The following is a 17,431-nucleotide window of genomic DNA, read 5'->3' as shown; positions in this document are numbered from 1 at the left end:
CGCCGCCGGGCGGCCTGGTGATGGTGACCAGGCCGCCCGACAGCGCGGTGCCGTGCCGGGCAGGTCGGCGGCGGGCTCATCGCAGGCTGCGGCCCTTGCCCTTCCCGGTGTATTCCTCTTCCTCCTCGTACTCGCCGTAGGACTGCTCCGACGACTCGTCGACGTCCATGAGGTCGCCGGCGGTGAGCTCGGGCGGAGGCGGCGCCTGCCGCGCCGGACCGGACCTGGAGGGGCCCGCCTGGGACGCGGCCGGCGCGCGGGATCCGGGTTGTTGCGCCTCGGGAAAAGGATGCAGCGTGTCGGTGTCGTCGTCGTGGTAGTAGTACCTGCCGGTGTCCTCGGCGACGTAGTAGTGCTGACCGCTGCCTTGGTCGAACATGTGCCGAAAGCCGTTGAACTCGCGGTGTTGTGCGGCCGGGCTGGTCCCGCCCATCTCGATGTCGTCGTCGGTGTCTCTCTCCGGGATCGTTCGTGCCGGAGTGGACGGCACCGGCGTGGACTTCGCGGCGGTCGGCGCCGGTTGTTTCCGGTTGATCGACCCGAACGTCCTGTTCAGGTGGTTCTTCAGGGCGTCCGGCGTCATCCAGAGTTCCTCGGCCATGGACGGCACGTTGTACTTGTGGCGGAGATCGGCGATCTCTTTGCCCAGTGGTCGCGGCATGGCTGACGGTGTGATCTTCGGTTTGTCGTTCGCGCGCGCGTCCTGCCACACGCGGTGGAAGCCGCGGTGGGAGGCGATGTGACGGAGAATCTCCTTCCGGCCATCATCGTCGAGATCCTTGCCCTTCGTGAAACTCTTCGCGGGCTTCGACTTCTTCTCGGTGGGATCGGCCTTCTTGCCGCGCGGGATCCGGTTCGCGTCGCGTGCGCGGTTGTCCCGTGCCTCGTGCCCGGTCCTGCCCGAGATGAGGTTGCGCACGACGTCTGCCGATGCTCCGGTCCTCGCTATGATCTCCGGGATGCCGATCGGCACCACTCCCGCTCCCGTCCTGCGGTAGTACCTGCGGAAGACCTCGGCCTGCTGCTGCCTGTCGCCGCCTTCCCACACCCGCTTGAGCTCTTCCGCTTCCTCCTTGCTGGCGACGAAAGGATCGGCGGGCCTGCCGCCCTTCTGGTAGCCGGCCCCGATCTTCCTGCCGCCTGAGCTGCCCGCGTAGGACTCCGAGTGTTTCGATTTGCGCTTGCTGCGGTTGTAGACCTTCTTTCCCTCGTCTTCGTCGTCGGCGAGTTCTCCCTCGCTGTCGGACGCTGTGACGTATCCCCGTCCCAGCGCCTCCGTGATGGGGATACGGGTCTCGGGGCCGTTGTTGAAGGTGGCGTCGTGCGGAGGCGCCATCCCCGACAGCGCCGGGGTGCTCGTCGCGGCACCGTCCTGCTGACTGAGCATGGCGGCGAGGTACTGGCGGTAGTGCGGATCCGCCACGACATGACGCAGGTGGGACGTCAGGGTGTGCACGGACCTCCGGTAGTAGTGCCCGTAGTTGGGGTTGAACTGGAGGTTGCCGAACCCGCCGATATCCCGGTAATACTGCAGTGCCGCGGCACAGCCCACACACGGCCGGTACTTGCCCGCGATGACGAGCGGGCGGTCGGCGACCTCCTTGGGTTTGAGGCCGGCGCGGTGGATGGCCACGAGCAGCTTCTGCTCCGCGTGCATCGACTTCGGTTTGTGTTCGCCCTCGCGCGTCTTGCCGTCCGCCTTCGCGAAACGGAGCAGTATCACCGAGCCCGCGTGCTCGTCGGCTGTGAGCAACTCGCGCATGTCCGGATCCGCAGCGTCTCTGATGATGACAGGACGTTTCGTTTTCGCGCGCACGGCATCGGCCGTGTGGTCGTCCTCCATGCCGCGCAGCTCCTCGAACACCGCGTCGATCTTCGTTTCCGCCCGGGTCAGTCGTTGGACGTACTCGTTGGCTTCCGGCCCGGAGAGCCCCGCCCCACGCCTTTCGTTGCTCTGGTGGAAGCGCAGCAGCTCACGCAACGGGGCGACGGCGTTGTCGAGCTTGACGCGACCGAGCTGATCGACCGATTCGTTGAAGTTCGACGCGAAGACGAGCCGGTCGTTGATCAGCATCCCCTGCACTTCGCGGTCGTCCAACTCGGTGCCGTCGGGCTGCTGGGCGTTGAGCCGGTCCTGGACCGCGAGCATGGCGTCGTACAGCAGAAAGCTGAGGTGGGACAAGGTCTGAGCGGTGCGGCCACCTCGTTTGTCCCGCTCGAAGCGCAGCCGGGCTTCCTCGGTCGCCCGGCCGTGGTGACCGCCGCCGTACACGAGGGCCTTGCTCTTCTCGACAACGACCTGGACCTTCTGCATCACCTTGGCGTGCGTCGGCTTCCTGCCTCCGACCTCTTCCTCGCTGGAGGACTCGTCCTCGTTCGACGACACGTCCGCGTCCGACATGTCCTCGTCCGGCGTCCGCTGCACGGAACGCGAGCCGGGCCCGACCGGGTCGTCGTTCCGCGCCCGCTGGACATCCCGCATCGGTGCAGTGGTCCCGATGGCGACGGAGGGCGCGCGTTCGGCCCCCGTGCGGAACGCCTCGCCGTCGGCCGCGGCCTCCTTCTCCTCCTCGTGCTCCGGGTCGCTGACGGCCATCCCCGCGCCGTTGTCGGTGCCTGCCACCCTGCCGTCGCGTTGTTGCTTGACGTGGCGGGTCTCGTGGCTGAGGGTCTCGTCGTTGTTCGCGTCCGCGCCCAGGACGATGTCGTCGCCGACCGTGAAGGCGCTCGCTCCGATCGCGGCGGCGGAGCGCTGGGCCACCGGGCCGGTGTGCACCCGGACACCGGAGAAATCGGCCTGGTGGAACGCCTCCAGCTTTTCGCGCCGGGACACTTCGATCGGTCGGCTGGAGGACCTCAGGGCTTCGTCGACCAAGTCGCGCTGGGATGCCGGATCGTGATCGTGTCGCTGCTCGGCGAGGAGACGGGAGACGGCCTGGTTGCCGACCGACCTCTGGAGGGCCAGCACCCTGTCCGGCGTCATGGGGCCGAAGACCGGCTTCCGCCCTTGGTCGATCGGCGCGGGCACTGCCCGGTCGGGGGCGTCGGCCTTGTCGCCCAGTCCCTCGCGATGGTCGTGCACGTGCGCCCACCCTCTCACGCCGACGGATCCGGACATCACCGATCGTGCGGTGCCGAGCTGCTGTCGTCGTTCACCGGCGAGCCCTGATGCGGGGCAGTCTTGATGTCCGATCGGGCAACGCCGCTGCGGACCGGCCCCGGGGGCGGTCCAGTGCGGGGCGACCCCTGATGGTCCGGGTGGCACCCTGAGGCGAGGTTCAGGGCGGTCCCGGATGATCGTCCGGTCGCTTGGCGAAAGCCTGGTGGGCATGAGAAAGCTGCTGATCCCGTTGCTGGCGCTGATATTCGTCGCCAACGCGGCAACCGCCACCGCACTGCCCGTGCGGGCCGAACCTCCCGTCCCACCGCTGAACCGGGACGCGTTGCGCGCCGCCGTCGCCGATCTGCCGAACGACGAGATCTCCGGTGCGCTGGTGCGGGTTTCCGGCACGGCCGGGAGCTGGCGCGGCACCGGGGGCGTGGCCCGCATCGGGACCGGGCAGCCGGTGCAGCCGAACGGCAGGTTCCGCATCGGCAGCATGACGAAGCTGTTCACCGCCACCGCAGCCCTCCAGCTCTCCGCCCAGGGCAAGCTCGACCTGGACCAGACCGTGCAGCACTACCTGCCGGGCCTGTTGCAGCCCAAGGACGAGTGGGGCCCGATCACGGTCCGGCAGCTGCTGAACCACACGCACGGCATCGCCGGCGTCCCGCTGCCGCACAAGGACCCTGCTTGGTTCTTCGCGCACCGCTACGACGCGTTCGAACCGCTGGACCTGGTCCGGATGGGCGTCGAGCAGGGGCCGCGCTTCCCGGCGGGCACCCGCCAGGAGTACGGGAACATGGGCTACCTGGTCGCGGGACTGGTGATCGAGAAGGCGACCGGCAAGCCCTACGGCGACGCGATCCGCGACGGCATCATCCGCCCGCTCCACCTGCACAACACTTCACTGCCCGGTCGTGACCACCGCATCAAGGGCCCGCACGCCCACGGCTACGAGGCCACCGCGTCCGGCTACGTGGACGTCACCGAGTCGAACCCTTCGCTGCAATGGGCGGCGGCCGAGGTGATCTCCAACGCGCCCGACCTGGACCGCCTGCTCAACGCTCTGGTGCACGGCGACCTGCTGCCCGCCGAGCAGCGCGCGGAACTGACGACTCTTCCACCGGTCCCGGGAGCGACCCACGCCTTGGGCGTCCAGCGCATCGAACTGGCCCCGGGTCTGGTGCTGTGGGGCAAGACCGGCGACCGGCCCGGCTACAACAACGGCGCGGCCACCACGGAGGACGGTTCCCGCACGTTGGTCTACTCGGTGAACACCCTGCACATGGGCGGCGACCAGCCGGCGGCGGCCCGGCGCATCATCACGGCCGCTTTCAGCTAGTCCGGTTCGAGCCAGTCCGGGCGCAGCTCACGCCAAATCGGACAACCACTGCTCGACGCCGGCCACGTGCACGGTGGACCACGAGCGGGCGAGTTCGGTCTGACGGGCGGCCAGCGCGTCCACGATCGCGCGGTGCTCGGCGGCCGTCCGGTCCACTGCCCCGCCCTGGGCGATGCCGCGCCAGATGCGGACCCGCACGGTCGGGCCGGCCAGGGTGTCCAGCAGTTGGGCCAGGTAGGCGTTGCCCGAGCACTGCGCGATCGCGCGGTGGAACGCGAGGTCGTGCTCGACCAGTTCCTCCACCGACTGCGCCTGCTCGCCGGCGTCGCACAGCGCGCGCAGCGCCGTGACCTCCTCCGGCTCGATCCGCTGCGCCGCCATCGCCGCCGCGGCCGGCTCCAGGATCCGCCGGACCTGGAGGACCTCCAGCACGGAGTCCTCGCCGCGGTGCAGGTCGAGCACGAACGACAACGCGCCGAGCAGATCGTCTGCGCGCAGACTGGACACGTAGGTGCCGTCGCCTTGGCGCACGTCCAGCACCCTGACCAGGGACAACGCCTTGACCGCCTCGCGCAGGGAGTTGCGCGACAACCCGAGCCGCTCGGCCAGGTCGGCCTCGCGCGGCAACCGGTCACCCGGCTTCAGCTCTCCGGACGTGATCATTTCCTTCACGCGCAGGATCGCGTCGTCGGTGACCGCCACGTCGAACCTCCGTAGACCTCGGATGTCTGGTGGCAAGTATGGGCCACCCGCCGTCCCGGGTGCGGCGGACTCGTGTTAAGGGGAGTATTCACTACTCTGAAGTATGTTCGGTTATCTTCTAACCACTGCGTGACGCCGCCCACCGGTTACGGCCATAATGGTCTGGACCATTTGAGGAGGGACCTTGGACACCGTTGTCGCAGCCCCGCGAGCACTGCTCGGTCGCACCATCACCGGTCCCGCCAGTGTGCGCATCAGAGCGGGCCGGATCGTCGAGATCGTGACGGGTGAACCGCCCGTCGACGCCGAGGTGCTGACCGACGGACTGCTCACCCCGGGCCTGGTGGACGTGCAGGTCAACGGGGCGGTCGGGGTCGACTTCGCCGAGGTGGACGCCGAGGGCATGCGCAGTGTCGCGAGAGCGCTCCCGCAGACCGGCGTGACCCGCTTCCTGCCCACGCTGATCACCGCGCCGGTGCCGGTCGCGCTGCGCCAGGCCCGCGCCGTGCTGGCGGCGTCCGCCGCGCTGCCCGAGGGCTCCGGCGCCCGTCCGCTCGGCGTGCACCTGGAAGGCCCGTTCCTGTCACCCAAACGGGCGGGTGTGCACGACCCCGCGCTGATGGTGGAACCGGGACCGGCCGAAATAGACCTTCTGCTGGCAGAGGACCTGCTGCGCGCGCTTCGCATGGTGACCCTGGCCCCCGAGCAGCCCGGCGGCCTGGACGCGGTGCGCCGGCTGTCCGAGGCGGGCGTGCTGGTCGCGGTCGGCCACAGTGACGCGACCGGCGAGCAGACCAGGTCCGCCGCCGAGGCGGGCGCGCGGATGGTCACCCACCTGTTCAACGCCCAGCGCCCGCTCGGTCACCGCGAACCCGGCGTGCCCGGCGTCGCGCTGGTGGACGACCGCTTCACGCTCGGCCTGATCGCCGACCTGGCCCACGTCGGCCCCGACGTGTGCCGCCTGGTGTTCAACGCCGCTGGTCACCGGGTCGCGCTGGTCACGGATGCGGTGGCCGCCGCGGGCATGCCGCCGGGCCGCTACCAGTTGGGCGGCGAGGTCGTGGTGCTCACCGAGGACGGCGTGCCGCGTTCGCCGGAGGGCACCATCGCAGGCAGCGCGCTCACCCTGGACCGGGCCGTGCGCAACATCGTGTCGGTGGGCGTGGACGTGGCGGACGCGCTGGCGTCGGCCACGATCATCCCGGCGGACGCCATCGGCGAACCCACGCTCGGCCGGCTCGCGCCCAACGCGGTGGCCGACATGGTCTGGTGGGACGACGACCTGCGGCCGCGCAGGGTGTGGGTGGACGGCGAAGTGGTCTTCGACGCGGAGATCGACCTGAGCCCCGAACTCGCGACCGCGCTGTAGTCGACGGAACGACGGCCCGGCGTCCACGCGGACGCCGGGCCGTCGTTCGTTGGGGCGCAGACCGTCGCTCGGAAGACTGTCGTTCAGCCGACCATTGCCGGGTAGACCATTGCTCAACAGACCATCGGGCAAGAGACCATCACTCGGTAAACCATGGTCATTGGTCGGAAGACCGTCGCTCGGTAGACCGTCGAGGAGAGGACTGTCAGGCGGGAGACCGTCGGACGGGAGATCATCGGGCCGAAGACCGTCAGGCGGAGATCGTCGGATGGAAACTCGTCGGGCGGAAGACCGTCAGGCGGAGATCGTCGGGTGGGCAAGCGAACGGCCCTGCGTTCGGTGAACGCAGGGCCGTTTCGTCGGGTCCTAGCGGGTGCGGGTGACCTTGTTCAGCCCGCGCGGGCTGTCCGGGTCGCCGCCGCGCGCCAGCGCCAGCCCGTGGGCCAGTCGCTGCACGGGCAGGATCTCCAGGATCGGCGCGACCTCCTCGGCCGTCTCCGCGACCGGGATGCGCAGCGCCGCCGCCACCTTGTCCGCCGCGGAACCCACGGCCAGCACGTCCGCGCCGCGCCCGTGCACCACGTCGAGCACGTCGTGCATGGCCTCGCCGCCCTTGCCCGCACTGGTCACCGCGAGCACGGCCGTCTCGCCGTCCACCGCCGCGACCGGTCCGTGCAGCAGGTCCGCGCCGGAGTACGCCCGCGCGGCCAGGTAGCTGGTCTCGGCCAGTTTCAGGGCCGCCTCCAGCGCGGACGGCAGTGAGTAGCCGCGCCCGGTGGTGAGCACCCGGTCCACGAACCGGTACCGCTGAACGGCTTCCGCCACCGCGTCCGCCGAGCTGTCCAGAGTGGACCGGGCCAGGTCGCCCAGCCCCTCCGCGGCCGCGCCGTTGCCGCCCCTGATCGCGTCGATCAGCAGGTACAGCGCCAGCAGCGTGGCCGAGTACGTCTTGGTCGCCGCGACGGCCTGCTCGACGCCCGCGCCGACGTCGACGGACAGCTCCGCCGCGCCGTTCAACGGCGAGTCGGCGGTGTTGGTCACGGCCACCGTCAGCGCGCCGCGGGCCCGTGCGGACTCGGTGACCTCCAGCAGGTCGGGCGACCCGCCGCTCTGGCTGACCGATACCACCAGCACGTCCCGCAGGTCGGGCTGCGCGCCGTAGAGCGTCGTGGTGGACGGGGACACCAGACCGGCGGGCAGCTGGAGCAGCACCTCGGTCAGGTACTTCGCGTAGATGGCCGCGTGGTCCGACGAGCCGCGGGCGGCCAGCAGGACGAAGCGGGGCCGGCGGTCGCGGATCGCGTCGGCGACCGCGGCGATCGAGGAGCGCCGGGACACCAGGTCCGCGAAGATCGCGGGCTGCTGGTCGATCTCGGCCGCCATGTGCCTGCCGGGCAGGTGCTCGGTCATCGGAAGTGCCCTTCTCAGGTGCTGGCGGCGATGCGCTCTGCCGCGGCTCGCAGGCACACCCGTGAACCGCCATGGGTGTCCACGCGGGCAGCGGTGCCCAGGTCCGGACCCGGCACGCCGGTCTCGACGTGCACTAGGTCTAGACCAATACTAACCAGCGAGAGGACCAGGTCGCGAGCCCACGGGAAGCGATGTGCCTCTCTCGTCACCACCACGACGGTCCGCCCTCCGGCGGCCTCCGCGATCTCCTCCGCGGTGCGCGCCTCCAGGACCGTCGTGCCGGGCAGCAGCTCGACCAGGTACGGCCCCAACCCCCACGGCACCTCGCCGACCGCGATGGACGGCGTGACGTCCAGGTCCAGCACCACCGGGGGACCGGACAGCCGCAGCTCCCCGCGCACCTGCAGCGCCTTCCGGGCGGCCCGCATCCCGATCTCCGGGTCGTGCCCGTCCACGGCGGCCGGCGGCGTGCCCAGGGCGGCGGTGCGCCGGGCGGCCTCCTCCAGCCGGGCGCGCGGCAGCTCGCCGCGTTCCACGGCCGCCACGATGCTGTCGATCAGCCACTGCATCCCGGCGTCGTCCAACGGCTCGCCGCCGAGGCACAGCGCGTCGACGCCGGCCACCAGCGCCTGGACCGACCCCTGGGCGAGGTCGCCGCCCACGGCCTTCATGTCCAGCCCGTCGGTGATGATCGCCCCGGTGAAGCCGAGCTCGTCCCGCAGCACGGCCACGGCCTTCGGGTTCAGCGTCGCGGGCAGCGAACCCCACGCCGACACCACCAGGTGCCCGGTCATCACCGACCGCACCCCGGCCCGCACGGCCGCGCGGAACGGCACCAGCTCGACGTCCCGCAGCTCCTGCTCCGTCCGGGGCAGCACCGGCAGCGCCTCGTGCGAGTCCACAGTGGACGCCCCGTGACCGGGGAAGTGCTTGGCGCACGCGGCGACACCCACCGCCTGCATCCCGTCCACGAACGCGGCCACGTGCCGGCCCGCCGCCACCGGGTCGGACCCGAACGACCGGACGCCGATCACCGGGTCGTCCAGGGTCAGCACCAGGTCGGCGGACGGCGCCAGGTTCAGGCTCACCCCGCACGCGGCGAGCCGGGCCCCGAGGGACGCCGCCACCTCGCGGGTCAGCTCCAGGTCGCCCGCCGCGCCCAGCGCGTGGTTGCCCGGCACCTCCGACCCTCGGCCGTAGTCCAGCCGGGTGACGTCGCCGCCCTCCTCGTCGATGCCGATCACGACGTCCGGCCGCACCCCGCGCAACGCGGCCGTCAGCTCGGTGACCTGGGCGTCGTCCACGACGTTGCGGCCGAACAGCACCACGCCGCCGAGTCCGTCCGCCACCCGCTTGAGCAGCCAGTCCGGAGCCGTCGTCCCGTGGAACCCGGGGAGCAGCACAGCCGCGGCGAGCTGGTGCAAGGACATGTCGTCTTATCCCTTCACGGCACCGGCGGTGACGCCGGAGACCATCTTGCGCTGGACGATCAGGAAGAAGACCAGCACCGGCAGGGTGAACAGGGCCGAGGCGGCCATCGCGCCACCCCAGTCGGTGCCGAAGTTGGTCTGGAAGCCGGACAGCCAGACCGGCAGCGTCTCCTTGGTCTGGTCCTTCATCAGCGACAACGCGTACAGGAACTCGTTCCACGCCGTGACGAACGCGAACACCGACGTGGCGACCAGGCCCGGGCCGAGCAGCGGCAGCGTGACGCGGCGGAACGCGCCCCACCGGCCGCAGCCGTCGACCATCGCGGCTTCCTCCAGCTCCAGCGGGATGCCGTTGACGAACCCGCGCAGCGTCCACGCGCAGAACGGCAGCGTCACCGCGAAGTAGATCAGCGCCAGCGACGGCAGCCGGTCCAACAGGTCGAGGTCGCGCATCATCAGGAACATCGGGATCAGCAGCGCCTCGAACGGCGCCATCTGCGCCACCAGCATGAGCATCACGAAGCTCTTGCGGCCGCGGAACCTCATCCGGGACATGGCGACCGCCGCGAGCAGGCCGACGACGATCGCCGCCAGCACCGCGGTCAGCGACACGAACAGGCTGTTGCCCAACGAGCTGAGGAAGCCCGGCTTGGCCCAGGCGTTCGCGAAGTTCGTCGTGGTGACCGAGAACGGGACCAGGTCGTAGCCGGTGGAGAGCATGTCCTTGGTCGGCTTGAGCGCCGAGGACACCATCCAGTAGGTGGGGAAGGCGAAGAGCAGCGCCAGGAGGACCCCGACCACGTTCACGGAGACTTTCTTGGCGATCACAGCGCGCCCTCCTGCTTGATCAGCCGGCGCAGGTACTGGAACGTCAGCAGGGCCAGCAGTGCCATCATCACCACGGAAACCGCGGCCGCGACACCGAAGTGGCTCTTGGAGATGCCCTCCAGGTACTGGTAGACGGGCAGCGTGGTGCTGCCGCCGTCCGGCCCGCCCTTCTTGAACGCCCAGATCTGCGCGAAGACCTTGAAGTCCCACAGCATCGACAGGAACGTCAGCATCAGCAGCAGCGGTCGCAGCTCGGGCCACGTCACCGAGCGGAACGTCTGCCACGCGGTCGCGCCGTCGATCGCCGCCGCCTCGTACTGGTCGCGTGGAATGCCGATCGCGCCCGCGTACAGGGAGAACGCCAGGAACGGGATGGCCTGCCACACGATCAGCAGCCCGATCACGGCCATCGTGGACGTGCCGGTGGAGAACCAGCCGTACCCGGCGAAGCCGTCGAACCCGAGTTTCACCAGGGTCTTGTTGAGGATGCCGTACTGCTGGTCGAAGATCCACTGGTAGACCGTGGTCGCCGCGAGCAGCGGCATCGCCCAGGCCAGCAGCATCGCGACCTGGAGCACGACCCGCACCACCGGGTTGATCTGCCGCATCAGCAGCGCGATCAGCAGACCCGCCAGCACCGAGGCGCCCACCACGACCGCGGTGAACACGACGGTGCGCACGGCGATCGCCCAGAAGGTCGGATCGCCGAGGATGCCCGCGTAGTTGTCCAGGCCCACCCAGACGACCTCGCCGCGGGTCAGCTCCTTGAGGTTGAGCTTGCGGAAGCTCGTCACCAACAGGGACAGGACCGGCCAGCCGACCAGCCACAGGATGGCGATCAGCGCGGGGGCCAGCAACAGGTACGGCAGCAACCGGTCGAAGGCGCTGCCCCGGCGGCGCGGCGCGCCACCCTTCGCGGCACGCCGCGGTGCCGACGAGTTCGTCGGCACCGCGGCGTCGGTGGTGTGAACCGCCGTCATGCTGAGGTCATCCGCCCAGCGTCTTGGAGAGCGCCGCGTTGGCGTCCGCCGTGGCCTGGTCCAGCGGCTTGGCGCCGGTCAGGTACGCGGTGAGCATGTCCTTCAGCGGGTTCTGGCCCGCCTCCACGGCAGCCCAGGCCGGCGTGGTCGGGGTGACCTTGCCGTTCGGGGCGGACGCGGCGAGGGCCTTGCCCAGCGGGCTGGTGGCCAGCTTGGCGGTGTCCTTCGAGGTGCCCGGGACCGCGCCGCCCTCGGCGAGCTGGTCCTGGTACTTCTTGGAGCTCAGCAGCTTCAGGTACTCCTTGGCCAGGTCCTGGTTCTTGGAGCCGGCAGGCACCGCCAGGTTCGAGCCGCCCAGGAACACCGGAGCGGTCTTGCCCGAGGTCTTGGACGGGATCGGGAACGCGGCGGTCTTGTCCTTGAGCGAGGCCTCGGCCTTGACCGCGCTGCCCAGCTCCCACGGCAGACCGATCATCATGCCGACCTTGCCCTTGGCGAAGACCTCGTACTGCTGCGGCGTGGCCTCGTCCGCGTCCTTCGGCGCCTTGGTGGCGGAGGTGTCGACCAGCTTCTTGTAGAAGTCCAGGCCGGCCTTCGCCTCGGGGGTGTTCAGCGCACCGGCCCACGCGGAGCCCTGCGCCTTGGCGACGTCGCCGCCCTCGTCCCAGATGAACGAGAGCAGGGCGTACCAGGACTGACCCGGCAGGTACAGCGCCTGGAACTCGGGGTCGGCCGCGTTGGCCGCCTTCAGCTTCTCGATCGCGGCCACCCACTCGTCACGCGACTTCGGGGTGTCGGTGATGCCCGCGGCCTGGAACAGGTCGGTCCGGTAGATCACCGTGCGGTTGGCGGCGTAGAACGGCATGCCGTACTGCTTGCCGTCCCAGGTCAGCGAGTCCTTGAGGCCGCCGAGCCACTGGTCGCCGTTGAGGTTGGAGACGTCACCGCTGAGGTCGAGCAGGGTCTCCTCGGCCGCGAACTTCGCCGTCTGGGTGTTGCCCAGCTCGATGACGTCCGGCGGCGTGTTGCTGGTCAGAGCGGTGGTCAGCTTCTCCTGGATGCCGGTCCACTTCTGAACTTCGTACTTGACGGTGACGCCGGAGTGCGACTCCTGGAACTCCTTGTTGAGCGCGTCGGTCAGGGTGGTCGGCGCGGAGCCGTCCATCAACCAGACCGTCAGCGTCTTGGGTTCACCGGAGTTTCCAGTGCCGCCGTTGGTGCTCGTGCCACATCCAGCCACGGCCACCGCGAGTGCGGCGGCACCTACGGCCAGTCCTCTCCAGCCCTTCACGTATGCGCCCTTTCCCAATGCCCCGGTCCCAGTGACCGGAACGCCTAAAGTGGTGTAGACCAATGCGGCCTAGAGTGTGCCTCGCCACAGGGCATGTCAAGGACGTTGCCGAGACGTTGCAAAGTCATCGGATCAATTTCCTGGCTCTTGTCGGGGGTTCGGGCGCACGATCCGACGTGGACAAGGCATCCTGTGCTGGGAGCGCTGGCAAGGTCGAGGAGGAAGGCAATGCTGGAGACGAGCCCGGCAACTGGCGTCGACGCCAGGTCTCGCGCGCAGCGTGAGCCGAAGTACTGGGGACTCAAGCGGCACCTGCTCGACCTGTTGCGCGCGCTGCCACCGGGATCACCGATCCCGACCGAACGCTCGCTGGCAGCGGAGTTCGACGTGTCGCGCACCACGGTGCGGCAGGCGCTCGCGGAACTCACCGTCGAGGGCCGGTTGCTGCGGGTGCAGGGCAAGGGCACGTTCGCGGCCGAACCCAAGGTGGCGCAAAGGCTTCAGCTGTCGTCGTACACAGAGGACATGAAGGCGCAGGGCAGGCAGCCCTCGTCGCGCCTGATCGAGGCGTCCGAGATGCCCGCCGAGGCGGAGCTGGCGAGGCTGCTCGGCGTGCGGGCCGGGGCGAAGGTGCTGCGCCTGCACCGCCTGCGACTGGCCGACGGCGAGCCGATGGCCATCGAGACGACCCACCTGGCGCTGGGCAGGTTCCGCGGCCTGCGCCGCTACCTGGCGCCGGGCGCCTCGCTGTACCAGGTGCTGCGGGAACGCTTCGGGGTCGAGATGGGTCACGCGGAGGAGACTATTGAGACCGCGCTCGCTTCGCCCGAGGAGGCGGAGTTGCTGGGGGCGGACATCGGCCTGCCGATGCTGCTGCTGTCCCGCCACTCCTTCGACACCGAGGGCAACCCGGTCGAGTGGGTCCGTTCGGTGTACCGGGGAGACCGCTACAAGTTCGTGGCCACGCTGAACCGACCCACGGACTGACCGCAGGTCGACTGCCGCAGGGGTTCTCTCCGGATACGTCCGGCGGGAACCCCGGAGCGGTGGGCCGGTCGGGCGCGGAGAGCGGGTTTCACCAGCACAATGGCCGGGTGGCGAACACGGTCCAGTGGGGCACTGCGCGGGCGAGAGCCGTACTGGCGACCACGATCCTCGGCTCGGGCATGGCCATGCTCGACAGCACGATCGTCAACGTCGCCCTGCCCCGCATCGGTGCGGAGCTGCGCGCCGACATCGCCGGCCTCCAGTGGACCCTCGACGGCTACCTGCTGTCCCTGGCCTCGTTGATCCTGGTAGCGGGCTCGCTGGGCGACCGCTACGGCCGCCGCCGGGTCTTCACCTTCGGGGTGGTCTGGTTCGGCGCGGCGTCCCTGCTCTGCGGGCTCGCGCCGAACACCGGGCTGCTCGTCGCGGCCCGCGTCCTCCAGGGCATCGGCGGCGCGCTGCTCACGCCGGGCTCGCTGGCGATCATCCAGTCCGCGTTCGTCCGCGACGACCGGGCCCGCGCGATCGGTGCCTGGTCGGGTCTGGCCGGTGTCGCGACCGCCGTCGGCCCGCTGGTCGGCGGGCTGCTGGTGCAGGTCTGGTCGTGGCGGCTGGCGTTCCTGGTCAACCTGCCGGTGGCCGCCGTCTGCGTGTGGCTGGCGCGGCGGTACGTGCCCGAGTCGCGGGACGAGGAAGTCACCGGCCACCCGAACGTCCTGGGGTCAGTAGTCGGAGCTCTGGGTCTGGCGGGAATCACCGGCGCGCTGGTCGAGGCGCCCACCCGAGGAGCCGATGCGGTGGTCGTCGCGGCGGTGGTGGTGGGCGTCGTGGGACTCACCGCGTTCGTCGTGCTGCAACGCCGGGGCCGCGACCCGCTGGTGCCACCCCGATTGTTCGGCAACAGGACGTTCGTGCTGGCCAACGCCCTGACGTTCCTGGTCTACGCGGCCCTGGGCGGGGTCATGGTGCTGATGGTCCTGCAACTCCAGGTGTCCCTCGGCTACTCCCCGACAGCGGCCGGTCTGGCCAGTCTGCCGATCACCGTGATCATGCTGGTGCTGTCCGCGAGGTCCGGCCGGCTGGCCCAGCGGATCGGCCCCAGGACCCAACTGGTGGTCGGACCTCTGCTCGTGGCGGTCGGCATGTTCCTACTTCGGAGAGCCGAACCGGGCGCGGGGTACTTCGACGGGGTGCTGCCCGGCCTCCTGGTGTTCGGATTCGGCCTGGCGGCGGTCGTGGCGCCGGTGACGGCGACGGTCCTGGCCGCCGCGCCCGACCGGTACGCGGGCGTGGCGTCGGGCGTGAACAACGCGGTCGCCCGCACCGGCAGCCTGGTCGCGGTGGCGACCCTGCCGACGGTCGCGGGCCTGTCCGGGGCGCAGTACGCCGACCCGGCGGCGCTCACCGCCGGTTGGCAAACGGCCCTCCTGGTGTGTGCCGTCGCGGCGGCGGTCGGCGGCCTGCTCGCACTCGGCACGGACAACGACGTCCTCCGTCCCCGGCAACCCGGCGGCGAGTGCCACACCTGCGGCGTGGACGCCCCGCCGCCCCGCGTTCGCACCTGACCCACCGCCCGACCGGTCGGACGGTGGCTGCTCGACCCACCGGCCGCTGCTACCGCTGGCCGCCCAACCGGCACAACCGCTTACGAACCGGCTCGTCTGCTGGCAAACCATCCGCGGCTAGACCGCTGTATTCGTCTGCCGCCAGACCGTCTGCCGGCCGATCGAGCGATTCGTCGGTGCGCACATCGTCTGTCGGCCAATCAGCCCGTCGGTCTGCACACAGACCATCTGTCGACTTATCGATCAACTGATCTGCGTACCCACCATCGGCTGGCAGATCACCGCATGACCTGCCGGCTCACTGCATGATCTTCGCGAAGACGTCCGGATCGATGTTGCCGCCCGACACGACCGCCACCGTCCGCGCCGGCCACTCCTCGGTCCGCTGCAGGTATGCCGCGACCGCGACGGCCCCGCTGGGCTCCACGACCAGCCGGGTGTCCCGGGCCAGCCGCCGGATCGCTTCGGCGATCTCCTCCTCGGACACCGTCACGATGTCGTCCACGTAGGCCCGCATGTGCGCGAACGTCAGCTCCGAAGGCTCCGCCCGCAGCCCGTCCGCCGAGGTCCGCTCCCGTTCCACCGCCTGCCACCGCACCAGCTCCCCGGCCCGCAGCGACTCCGCCGCATCCCCCGCCAACTCCGGTTCCACCCCGATCACCCGAGCCGCCGGCCGCAACGCCTTCACCGCCGTCGCCACCCCGGAGACCAGCCCACCCCCGCTCACCGGCACCAGCACCACGTCCACCTCCGGCCGGTCGGCGACGATCTCCAACCCCACCGTCCCCTGCCCGGCGATCACGTCCCGGTGGTCGAAGGGCGGGATCAACGTCGCCCCCAGCGACTCCGCCAGCTCGTACGCCCGTGCCTCCCGGTCCGCCATCGGCACCAGCTCCACCGTCGCACCCCACCCCCGCGTCGCCGCGATCTTCACCGCGGGGGCGTTCTCCGGCAGCACGATCACCGCCGGCACCCCGAACGCCCGCGCCGCGAACGCCACCGCCTGCGCGTGGTTCCCACTGGAGAAGGCCACCACCCCACGCGCCCGCACCTCGTCGGTCAGCCGCGCCAGCGCGTGATAGGCCCCCCGGAGCTTGAACGCCCCCACGGGCTGCAGGCTCTCCGGCTTCACCGAAAGCCGGTCGTCGAACCGCAGCAGGGGAGTGCGCACCACCACGGGCGCGACCAGCGAGGCGGCGGCGCGGATGTCGGAGATCGTCACGAGTTCCATGGGGATGATCCTCACCTCGGGCCGACCGTCCGCGCCAACAACTCGTGCCCCGGAGCGTTGGACGAGCTGGAGATCGAACCCACCCGAGTGGTCGCGGGCGCGGTCACCGCCGCCGTACCGGCCGCGAAGCTCAGCCTGGCGGCGACCGTGCTCAGCGCCGCCCTCACCTTCCTTGTGGTGCTCGTCACATTCGGTGGTGTAAGGCGAGTGCGGGGCGACGCGGTGCCCTCTCCAACGGTCGAGACACCGGCACAACCGTCCGCCGAACGGCCCCAACCCGAAGAGAACACCATGCCAACCACGATCACCACCACGCCGACCACGGCGTCGTCCGTTGCGCCAACCAAGACGCCGCAGCCCTCGACGACCGCTCCGACGACTACGGAAAGTCTTCCGGTATCACCCGGTTGGACCAGCAGCATTCACACGTCAGAGGCATGAAACGCCAAAGCCCTTACTTCTGGCAAAACACCCCAAATCGGTGATCGTCTCATTACCTTGAGTGAAAGTTAACTGTCAATTGCTACACAGCGCAGTCAAATGGTCGTGAGCTGTGACACACTTCAGCCTCAGATGGCCTGATGCGTAATAGATAACAGGGTCATAACGTCGCTCGAACGGGTGAGTACTGGTCGGTAGAGACCGGAGAAGGAGGCGCGATGCGGGAGCTGCGGGCGCCACTCGCTCGGTTCGAGCGCGACACGAGGGCGAAAAGAAAAGGGGTGGGGCGACCCCTGCCGCCGCCCCACCACCCGTCCCCCTAGAGCCCCCGAGAGCGGTCCCTGCAACCAGGCTCTCGGGTTCCCTGCACCCGAAGATGAGGGAGACGTTTTATGAACCGCACGAGTGCGGCCCGCCTTGCCGCGGCTGCCTTGCTCGCCACCGGCGCGGCTACAGCTCTCAGCGTACCGGCGATCGCGGACCCTGCCGCCCCCTATGGGACAAGCTCCGCCAACACGGAGAGCTACCCGGCCGAGTTGCTCCAAGCGGTTGAACGCGATCTCGGCCTGAATGCCGAGCAAGCGCGCGTCCGTCTGGCGAACGACGCCAGGTCGGGTGAACTGGAAGCACAAGCGCGAAGTGTGCTCGGAGACACATTCGCCGGTGCCTGGATCGACCAGGTAACCGGCAAATTGACCGTCGGCGTCACGGACAGTGGTCGCGCCGACGCCGTCCGTGCTGTGGGCGCGGAC

At 70.0% G+C, this 17,431-nt stretch carries 13 protein-coding genes and 1 pseudogene; 5 read left to right on the top strand and 9 right to left on the bottom strand.

Annotated features, from left to right (window positions below):
- Positions 1-76: 76 nt before the first annotated feature.
- Positions 77-3,376 carry an eCIS core domain-containing protein gene (locus FHS29_RS15790; protein WP_184691385.1) on the bottom strand — a complete coding sequence of 1,100 codons (3,300 nt, stop codon included), beginning with the start codon at positions 3,374-3,376 and terminating at the stop codon, positions 77-79.
- Here FHS29_RS15790 and FHS29_RS15785 point away from each other — a divergent pair.
- Positions 3,330-4,445 (top strand): serine hydrolase domain-containing protein, encoded by a 1,116-nt coding sequence (locus FHS29_RS15785; RefSeq protein WP_184691384.1) that lies wholly within the window; start codon positions 3,330-3,332, stop codon positions 4,443-4,445. The two genes, FHS29_RS15790 and FHS29_RS15785, sit on opposite strands and share 47 nt — an antisense overlap.
- A 27-nt stretch (positions 4,446-4,472) precedes the next feature.
- Here the strand turns inward: FHS29_RS15785 and FHS29_RS15780 are convergent, their stop codons facing one another.
- The gene (locus tag FHS29_RS15780) at positions 4,473-5,147 is read right to left on the bottom strand and encodes a FadR/GntR family transcriptional regulator (RefSeq protein ID WP_184691383.1); all 675 of its coding nucleotides are present in this window, start codon (positions 5,145-5,147) and stop codon (positions 4,473-4,475) included.
- Between the two features lie 184 nt (positions 5,148-5,331).
- Between FHS29_RS15780 and nagA the strand changes: the two genes are divergently transcribed.
- Positions 5,332-6,516, top strand: a complete 1,185-nt coding sequence (gene nagA, locus FHS29_RS15775; protein ID WP_184691382.1) for an N-acetylglucosamine-6-phosphate deacetylase — start codon at positions 5,332-5,334, stop codon at positions 6,514-6,516.
- Between the two features lie 366 nt (positions 6,517-6,882).
- On the opposite strand, the gene FHS29_RS15770 is transcribed toward nagA, so the two are convergent.
- Genes FHS29_RS15770 through FHS29_RS15750 form a run of 5 tightly spaced genes read right to left on the bottom strand, consistent with a single transcriptional unit; the run spans position 6,883 to position 12,455 of the window.
- On the bottom strand, positions 6,883-7,926 hold the full coding sequence (locus FHS29_RS15770; protein ID WP_184691381.1) for an SIS domain-containing protein: 1,044 nt from the start codon (positions 7,924-7,926) through the stop codon (positions 6,883-6,885).
- A 14-nt stretch (positions 7,927-7,940) separates the two neighbouring features.
- A complete protein-coding gene (locus FHS29_RS15765; protein ID WP_184691380.1) occupies positions 7,941-9,356 on the bottom strand; it encodes a glycoside hydrolase family 3 protein in 1,416 nt (471 codons plus the stop codon).
- A 6-nt stretch (positions 9,357-9,362) separates the two neighbouring features.
- Positions 9,363-10,184: a carbohydrate ABC transporter permease gene (locus FHS29_RS15760; protein ID WP_184691379.1), complete on the bottom strand. Its 822-nt coding sequence runs from the start codon at positions 10,182-10,184 to the stop codon at positions 9,363-9,365.
- On the bottom strand, positions 10,181-11,164 hold the full coding sequence (locus FHS29_RS15755) for a carbohydrate ABC transporter permease (RefSeq protein WP_184691378.1): 984 nt from the start codon (positions 11,162-11,164) through the stop codon (positions 10,181-10,183). Before FHS29_RS15755 ends, FHS29_RS15760 begins: the two co-directional genes overlap by 4 nt.
- A gap of 7 nt (positions 11,165-11,171) precedes the next feature.
- Positions 11,172-12,455, bottom strand: a complete 1,284-nt coding sequence (locus tag FHS29_RS15750) for a sugar ABC transporter substrate-binding protein (RefSeq protein WP_184691377.1) — start codon at positions 12,453-12,455, stop codon at positions 11,172-11,174.
- A 228-nt stretch (positions 12,456-12,683) separates the two neighbouring features.
- Here FHS29_RS15750 and FHS29_RS15745 point away from each other — a divergent pair, with 228 nt between their 5' ends.
- Together FHS29_RS15745 and FHS29_RS15740 are read left to right on the top strand one after the other, a co-directional pair.
- Positions 12,684-13,442, top strand: a complete 759-nt coding sequence (locus FHS29_RS15745; protein WP_121001666.1) for a GntR family transcriptional regulator — start codon at positions 12,684-12,686, stop codon at positions 13,440-13,442.
- Between the two features lie 107 nt (positions 13,443-13,549).
- The gene (locus FHS29_RS15740; protein WP_184691376.1) at positions 13,550-15,007 is read left to right on the top strand and encodes an MFS transporter; all 1,458 of its coding nucleotides are present in this window, start codon (positions 13,550-13,552) and stop codon (positions 15,005-15,007) included.
- Between the two features lie 298 nt (positions 15,008-15,305).
- Here FHS29_RS15740 and FHS29_RS15735 read toward each other — a convergent pair whose 3' ends face one another.
- Both FHS29_RS15735 and FHS29_RS15730 read right to left on the bottom strand, forming a co-directional pair.
- A complete protein-coding gene (locus FHS29_RS15735) occupies positions 15,306-16,238 on the bottom strand; it encodes a threonine ammonia-lyase (protein WP_184691375.1) in 933 nt (310 codons plus the stop codon).
- An 11-nt stretch (positions 16,239-16,249) separates the two neighbouring features.
- Positions 16,250-16,426 carry a hypothetical protein gene (locus FHS29_RS15730; RefSeq protein ID WP_184691374.1) on the bottom strand — a complete coding sequence of 59 codons (177 nt, stop codon included), beginning with the start codon at positions 16,424-16,426 and terminating at the stop codon, positions 16,250-16,252.
- 645 nt (positions 16,427-17,071) lie between these two features.
- On the opposite strand from FHS29_RS15730, the pseudogene FHS29_RS38665 reads away from it, so the two are divergent.
- Positions 17,072-17,428: pseudogene (locus FHS29_RS38665) on the top strand (S1 family peptidase); the annotation flags it as partial.
- Positions 17,429-17,431: the final 3 nt, after the last annotated feature.

Origin of the sequence: Saccharothrix tamanrassetensis, assembly GCF_014203665.1 — a bacterium.
Classification (GTDB): domain Bacteria; phylum Actinomycetota; class Actinomycetes; order Mycobacteriales; family Pseudonocardiaceae; genus Actinosynnema; species Actinosynnema tamanrassetense.
This window is presented reverse-complemented; position numbering and strand designations above follow the sequence as displayed.

Bases quoted from the DNA above. Each gene is read 5' to 3' on its own strand.
- FHS29_RS15770 (WP_184691381.1), bottom strand. From the start codon at position 7,926: ATGACCGAGCACCTGCCCGGCAGGCACATGGCGGCCGAGATCGACCAG.
- FHS29_RS15735 (WP_184691375.1), bottom strand. From the start codon at position 16,238: ATGGAACTCGTGACGATCTCCGACATCCGCGCCGCCGCCTCGCTGGTC.
- FHS29_RS15755 (WP_184691378.1), bottom strand. From the start codon at position 11,164: ATGACGGCGGTTCACACCACCGACGCCGCGGTGCCGACGAACTCGTCG.
- FHS29_RS15785 (WP_184691384.1), top strand. From the start codon at position 3,330: ATGAGAAAGCTGCTGATCCCGTTGCTGGCGCTGATATTCGTCGCCAAC.
- FHS29_RS15745 (WP_121001666.1), top strand. From the start codon at position 12,684: ATGCTGGAGACGAGCCCGGCAACTGGCGTCGACGCCAGGTCTCGCGCG.
- FHS29_RS15765 (WP_184691380.1), bottom strand. From the start codon at position 9,356: ATGTCCTTGCACCAGCTCGCCGCGGCTGTGCTGCTCCCCGGGTTCCAC.